5 protein-coding genes are annotated in these 7,617 nt (G+C 42.3%); all 5 read right to left on the bottom strand.

Annotation, left to right across the window (positions count from 1 at the left end; all coding sequences use genetic code 11):
- A partial coding sequence (locus D6D85_RS07595; protein WP_133308300.1) for a hypothetical protein occupies nt 1-250 on the bottom strand: 250 nt, incomplete at its 3' end.
- Between the two features lie 302 nt (nt 251-552).
- Nucleotides 553-1,047 (bottom strand): hypothetical protein, encoded by a 495-nt coding sequence (locus D6D85_RS07590; RefSeq protein WP_125671462.1) that lies wholly within the window; start codon nt 1,045-1,047, stop codon nt 553-555.
- A 356-nt stretch (nt 1,048-1,403) separates the two neighbouring features.
- On the bottom strand, nt 1,404-5,063 hold the full coding sequence (locus D6D85_RS07585; RefSeq protein ID WP_125671461.1) for a hypothetical protein: 3,660 nt from the start codon (nt 5,061-5,063) through the stop codon (nt 1,404-1,406).
- A 142-nt stretch (nt 5,064-5,205) separates the two neighbouring features.
- Nucleotides 5,206-6,150: a hypothetical protein gene (locus tag D6D85_RS07580; protein ID WP_125671460.1), complete on the bottom strand. Its 945-nt coding sequence runs from the start codon at nt 6,148-6,150 to the stop codon at nt 5,206-5,208.
- A 423-nt stretch (nt 6,151-6,573) separates the two neighbouring features.
- Nucleotides 6,574-7,617: tetratricopeptide repeat protein (locus D6D85_RS07575; RefSeq protein WP_161969750.1), on the bottom strand; the 1,044-nt coding region annotated here is incomplete at its 5' end.

Below are 7,617 nucleotides of genomic sequence, written 5' to 3'. Positions count from 1 at the left end.
GCTGTTCAAATAACGGCCTGCACTTGTCCAAGGCCTCCTTCAGATCTATTAAGTTCTTCGGGTCGCTCATCATGAACCTGAACCTTCCCGTGTTCCAAGTTGCTAGAACTATTATAGCAGCTTGAAGGGGATATTTGTCCGCTATCTCCGCAGCTATATCGTAAAAATACGCTCTTCCCTCCTCATTTCTGAATTCCTCAGAGCACTTCTTCAGAATCTCAGGGGTTATCGCTTCCTCAGCCAATATCATTCTCCCTCCTATCAACTACTTTTTCCATTGCCTTGGGATTTGATTATCATTCTATGCCTAATAGGAGCTAATAAAAAGCTGATTACCAGTTATAGCAGCTGTTGCTATCATTAATGTTAGCTCTGAGCAATAACTATTCTTTAACTTCATTATTTTATTAATTACTCAAGTATACTTGTAAACATGTTTATGCTGTCTATATGAAAAAAGCTCATCGACAGGAATCCCTTTAAAGAAGAGCTTTGTCATGCAAGACATTGTTCGGATCCATCTTTCACTTCGTGTGCCCCTATAGGGTTTATCTATTCTCTGATTTCAAAAATCTCTCCTGATAAAATGCTCATGCATTCTTCTGGATCTACAGATGGGATTTCTAGGGACACCACTAGACTTCCATTCCTTGCCTTCCAGAAGTTTACCTTTATTTTGAGTTCCCTTTCCATAGCTTCCTTAAATTCAGGAAGCTTACTCTCAGCAGATGGATATAGCTCATCAGGGGTCATGTAGATTGTTGTGTACCCCTCTACTTTCCAAAGAAACAGCTTCTTCAGCCGGTATCTGAATCCTCTTGACTCCTTCATCCGAACCATGTATACATAAAAAGTTCCCAGCTCACTTCCTAATGTTGGCCAAGCTGCAGTCCCTCCCATCAGCCTATCCTTCAAGATTCTCTCTCTTTCCCCAATTTTGCCAATCTTATTGAACCATATGATGAGGTAGAGGGTTATCAGGGAGATAATGAGCTGAGGCTCTATTAGATTCAAGAGCATTTTTAGAATATCAGAAGTGCCTTGCATAAGTAGATAGCTTGATATTAATATTTAATCTTTTTATGCTCCCTTTCCTCTCAATGATAAATAAGGCTCAGGGCCATACCCAATAAATTTATTGAGTTATAGTGATTAAGTGATGTCTAACATCGGGACTATCCAGCTCTTATATACTCGCATTTTCCTTTCAGGATCTTTGAGCGTAAGATCTTATCTATCTCGGTACAGCAGGAGTCCATAATTCTAAAAGCCTCCTCCAGAATATCCCTGACCTTTTTTGGCCTCCTCCGTATCGTAGAACCTTTTTCTGCCTCTTCTATTGTGTTCCATTCAACTCTCTAGGAAGAGGAAGAAAACTATCTTTCTGTAATCGCTGGCTACCTTCATTTGTACTGTTGTTGTAGCATATTTAAGAGAGATAATTCATATGATTCTATTAGCTGAGAAACTCCCTTTAATCCGCTGAATAAACGCATCTCGGCCCATTCTATAGTGTACTTGTCTGGATTCTCTCTTTTCAACTTTCTAATCCTCCCGATAAGCTCCTCTGCTTTTTTCTTGACATCTTCACTGGACAGAAAACCATGCATAACCATCAGCACTTGTACTTCAGCTATTGTATACAGCTGATCGCTTCTGTTTCTCAAGTCTTCAAGGAGCTCGCTTATGCGCAGTATCTGCGCTTTTTTTCCTTCAAATAGTGCGCCTATTGGTATCTGCACTTTTTTTCCTTTAAAGAGTGCGCCTATTAGGGACATACGCAAAAGTACCGAAATTAACTGAGAATATGCCGATATGATTTCGACCAATGGCCATACATGCTTTTCCAGCTTGTGGAGGTGGTTTTCAAGCAGCTCCTCTAGCATATCGTGAATCTCAGAATCACATATCAATGGCCAGCCTTGCCTTCCAATTAGCTCAAGGGCATTCGGGAAGAAAAGGGTATAGTAATGTGGTGCAATGCTCTCGAAGGACTTTAACATCTCTAAAATTTTTAGAACATTTTCTTTTTTATATACTGCTCTGAATCCTTCTTTCACTACAAGAGTCGCCGCTTTCACACTCTTTTCCTCCACACTCATACCAAGCTCAGCTGCTCCAGCAATTGAGATGGCAAGACCGAGGGCATATAATAGCTCGGGCTTATATATACGCTTAGTAGTGCAGTATTTTTCAACTAATTTCTCGAGTTCTTCAGCAGCTTCCTCATGCACCCCCGCAAGAACACGAGAAATAGAGTACCACTTTGGCTCTGGATTTAGTGCCAATTCCATAAAGAAAGGTGAGATCTTACTGCCTAAGAGCAGGTAGCTGTCCACCTCGGTGCAAGGCTTAAAAGCCTCCTCCTTTTCTGAATTCATCACAGTCTTTGGTAGATTAGAATAGCCGGCAAGTGTAAACCCCGAGATTAGTGCTAGCCTGCGCCAGCAATGAGACAGATTAGCCTTGAAAACGGCTTCAAGTCTTATGCCGACGAATTCTAGAAGCGCATCTGCTTCTGTCTTTGATCCTCCTACTTCCTCAAGTGCTTCGCCTAAAGCCTGCCCTAGTGTTTCTATAAGATCCTCAAACTCCTGTTTGTATAGTTCAGTTACTTCCTCAAGTGCTTCGCCTAAAGCCTGCCCTAGTGTTTCTATAAGATCCTCCCTAAGTGCCTGATCTAGTTCCTTGCACATGTAGTAGTATGATCCATTGCGCTCCAGTGTCATCATAATATCAAACATTAGAGATCCAAAGAAGAACGGTGTCGCGCGTGCACATGAATAGATGCAAATTTCCATCAGTGTTTCCTCCATTAGATCCTCATGCCGAACGCTAAGCCACCTTGCCAAGGGCTCCAGCTCATCCTCCTTCAAATCTTGAAGTGACACTTTCCTTTCTTCAAGCTCACTAGGCTTCAGGAAACTCCAGAAGCCGGGCTTATTTGAGGCTTTCGTCAAGTAAGTCAGGCCCTCAGGGACTGGGCCGAATGCTGCGTGAAGAAAGAGGGGAATTGCTACCCTTCTAGCAAGGTCTTTTTTCCCTCCGAGCAACACTCTCCACAAGTATTGGGCTAGGAAGAGCTTCGGTTTCTTCTTCGCTTCCTCAACCGCAACCTTGACATCTCCCAGCTCACACCCCTTCTCGTATAGCCAGAGGCCGGCATACTTGGCTACCAGCGTATAGCTGGATTCAAGCTCCTTGATTCTCTCGACTAGCTCCCTGAAGTCTCCGGTGCAACCTGAGTAGGTCCTTATTATCCCCTCAAGGAATGTATGATCTTGGAGGTCAACATGTACTATCCTGTTGGAGTTTTCGAGTTCCTGCTTCAATTCCTCCGAAAGCATCCCGTAGATATCACTCGATAGGACTGCGATCACTTTTGTTCGCCTATCGGTTTTCGCTAGCCTGAGAAGTTCGTATAGAGTCTCCTCAACACTTTTAATGGCCTTACGTATTTCCTTCGAGAACGCGCCTGGCTCAAAATAGGCTTTAAGTGGGGAGGGATCATAAAACACGAGAAGTTTCGTTCCTGTGCCCTCTACAGATTCCATGATTTCTAAGAGATTCATGAAAACTGACCTTTGTCCCCTTTCTAGCTTATCTACTGTAGCAATGCTGCTCACCAATCCTCTTAACAGCCCTAGCCAAGCACTATATATTGCCAACGTGGACTTACCAATACCCTTCGGCCCCTCAAGGACGACAAAGCCGCCCTCTAGTTTCCTCAAAATCTCTTCAGGTAGCTCCCCGAAACGGCCTGCTGTCACTAGTTTTACTTTGTCTTTATCGCCCTTTAGCAATGGCCTGCCTTTTTCCACCTTGAAGGGAAAAAGTAAGCCCTCTTCCAGCTCATATGCATAGAATAGCTTAACACCTATTTTGAGGCTTTCTACCTCTTGCTTCACTTTTTCCAAGTCCTTCTCGATCTTAGCAAGCCTGTCCTCAACCAGCTGCTTGATCCTCCTCTCCAGCTCCTCCCTCGTCATTAGCTCACCATGTGTCATCTTTGCCAAGTTTCCTACAAGAACCTTGAAAAGGGGGGTTTGCATCCTCCATTCCAGCGCTACTTGATCCCAAACTGCCTCCAGTTCCTCCCTGTCTAGGTAGGGCTCAGCTTCCCTAGCTGCAACAACCAGTTTTGCAAAGCCCTCTGCCACCTTGCTCTTGGCTTCATCCTTCGACCAGCCCTCCAAGATCCTTGTAATGGGGCCCTCAGCTAGCGTATCAAAAAGCAACTCCAACTTACTGGGAGGCTTCGCAAGGAAATCCTTGAGACTTTCTAAGATATTAGAAATGAGATCTTGGAGGTTCCGCTCTTCTGAGAGCAGCAACTTTCCTATTATAAGAAGGACTGAGATTCCAGAAGCTATGAGTGGACTAGGGAGCACAGCAACAGCCGCAGTCGAAGCTTTGACCACAATATCCCTCAGGTAGTCCCTCAATCCAAGCTTTCTGGGGCTTAATTCCAGTATTGCCTTCTTCCCCTTCTCCAGATCATCCAGCTTTTCTCCCCATTCCCTCAGGAGCGTGGAGGAGAGGCCTTTGGCTTTGACCTCAAGCATCTTCCTAAGCCTTGGATGTTCCACTTTGGCGAGCTTGCATACCTCCTCGCTGAATCCCTTGACCTCCTTGATCGCTTTTTCATACAGCTCTGGAAGGTAGAGCAACTTTACCCGTTTTCCCAGCATGGATCTCAGGCAAACTGCATCCCAAGAGCTCTCAGGAACAACAATCACAAGCTCCCCTTTCCTCTTCTTCAGCTTATCCAGTTCCTGCAGACTTTCATACCTTTCAACTCTCTGCTTGATTTCCTCAGCCCCTATCCTGAATCCCCTGTAGACATATGCCCTGGAGAAGAGCCCCTCACTTTGCTTAATTAATAGCTCAAGAAGCTTTCCCCTAGAGCAGCCGCAAGGCACAAGAACGATAACTCCCTCTTTTAGCTTCTCCAGTTCCCCTTTCACTCCAGAGTAAGCGCTTTTTATCAGCTGCTCATGTTTCTGGATCTGCAATGCTGGTTTTGAGAGCTCAGCATCCTGCTCTCTAGAGGCATCCTGCACATGTCGTTCACACTTGGAATATTAAAAGCTTTTCATTTGAGAGAATCTTCTTATTGATTATAATGAAGGAAGCCTGAACCTGACAAAAAGGAACATAATTCTTTTTGAGCTAGATTAAGGAAATTAAATGCATGTAAATCACTTAGATCCCTCTGCCGTAAACTTTCTCCACATTTTCCACCGTGATAACTTGATTCGAGGGCAGTTTTTCGAAGTTTGCTAAGAGAAATGATCGACCCAGAGATATTTTCTTGAAAAGTAGGTAGAGCATAGCTTCGCTGGTGAGCAGAAATCCTATCGAAAATGTTTCTTTTTCGATATCGCTTATGTTCTTTACTTCACTATAGGAGTGGGCGATGATGGCAAAATAGGATTTTTCAATTCCTCTCTGTTCCTTGATTTTCTTTTTTGCATCTTGAATGTATTTTATGATCGCTCTTCTGTCATTTGCCTTCAGAGAGTAGTTAAAACTGTTTTTACAATCGTATATTATGGCGAAGTCTTTGGCATATGCTATCCCATCAGGATATTCCCCCTCCTTCCTGTGTCCCAGTTGTTCTACCTCGAATCCCAGTGCTTTTAGGATTTCTGCAATTCTGTCCTCATAATCATCGTTGGAGATTTGTTGTAGAATGTCTAGGAAGCGTTTGCCTATCCAGTCCTGCCATGAAGGTGCTGATATAGATCCAATTTCAAGCAGTTTTTGCCACTCTATAGGTGGTTCTATGCCTGATTCTTTTAAGACGGAGAGAACTCTCTCACCAGGAACAGTAAAAAACAGGCCCTGCTTTCCCATCTTATTTAATAACTCTGAGCTTTTTATGCCTTGCATCTTTGAAACATAGTGAAAATCGAATTGCGGTTCTCCCTTCTCATTTTCGGTTATGCCTTTTATTATAAGGAAGCAAGGGGATTGATGGGTATAATCTTTGCCTTTTCCTTTAGTATAAACTCCTATCCCTGCAAGCGGCAACATGTCTTTTAGGTGTTGTACTGGTTTCGTAGACATCTTAGGGTAAGGTGCCACCTTATCACTTTCCCAGTAATCACTTTTCCAGAAAGTACATAAAACTAAAACCTCCCTCAACAGCCCACCTGCCCTGTTATCCTTAAACATCCGCTCACTAATGGCTTGCTGGTTAACCTTATAAATTTGCGTGAAAGCATATACCTGTATAGACAATCTAAATTCAATACTAAAAGCTAAGTATTTTATTACAGAAATTTTTATGATGAACCCAATAAATTTATTGGGATATGGTGATCGAGCAACCTCTAAGAAATTTCATGCTATCTGGCTCTTACTACCCGTATTTTCCCTCAGGATCTTTGAGAGCATAACTTCATCTATCTCGGCACAGCAGGAGTCCATAATCCCAAAAGCATCCTCCTGAATATCCCTGACCTTTTTGGGCTTCCTTTGTATTGTAGAGCCTTTTTCCTGATTCTTCTATTGTGTTTCATCAATAAAATAGAGTATATTGCTTTATATTCTATTGATAAATATCTTTCATAAACTTTCAAACTTCTGCTTTAATCTCTTTAAATATCTGCTCGTATCCTTTATACTATCTTTTATGAAGAAAGTTAAGAGTATTTTAAGGAAAAATCCACCTATAGTAAGAAATGACAATGCAATAAAACTACTAAATAAGCTTATGAGTTTTTCCGCAAGGGTAACACCATGTATAAATAGTAAAGACCATGGTAAAATGAAAGTTAAAAGACTGTATGTGAGATCTTTTTTAAATCCCCCTTTTGGTAAATACTTACGTAATAGAAGGAGAGGGGAAAATATTATTGTGATAGTAGCAATGCACGCAGTAATAAGTAAAATAAATAGCATAACGCCAATTATTTCATATTCTCCAAAATTTTCCATTGCTTCTCGAGGAAGTAATGAAATCCCTAAGTACTTATCAGATAAATAGCATAAACAATATATTATGAAGAGAAAAGTAAATAAAAGAGGGAATGACATATTGACCTCTAAAGCTCTTTTCAGTGCATCCCAAAAACTTTCTTTTGAGAGACGTCTATATATCCTATCCGCCTCTTTAAGTTTCTTCATGGCCTTATTTTTCATTCCCTTCTTGAGAAGAGCTTCTCCTAGCTTTTCTAGGACATCTGCAAGACTAGGAAGATACTGATTATACGAGAAGAGATCTTCAGGAGAGGGAGGGTATTTGTATATCCTCTCTGCTTCCTCCAGCTTATTTATGGCTTCATCCAGGGCCCCCTTCTTGAGAAGAGCTTCTCCTAGCTTTTCTAAGACTTTTGCAAGATCAGGAAGATACCGCTTGTTTGCTGAAGAGAGGTCTCTGTATATCCTCTCTGCTTCCTCCAGCTTATTTATGGCTTCATCCAGGGCCCCCTTCTTGAGAAGAGCTTCTCCTAGCTTTTCTAGGACATCTGCCAACTCCCAAAGGTAACCTCCCTTTGTTGAGGATTGGTCTTTGTATATCCTCTCTGCTTCCTCCAGCTTATTTATGGCTTCATCCAGGGCCCCCTTCTTGAGAAGAGCTTCTCCTAGCTTTTCTAGGACATCTGCCAA

The organism is Candidatus Methanodesulfokora washburnensis (assembly GCF_003947435.1).
GTDB classification, from domain to species: Archaea; Korarchaeota; Korarchaeia; order Korarchaeales; family Korarchaeaceae; genus Methanodesulfokora; species Methanodesulfokora washburnensis.
Note: the sequence above shows the minus strand (reverse complement) of the source record. Positions and strands in the feature narration are given on the sequence as shown.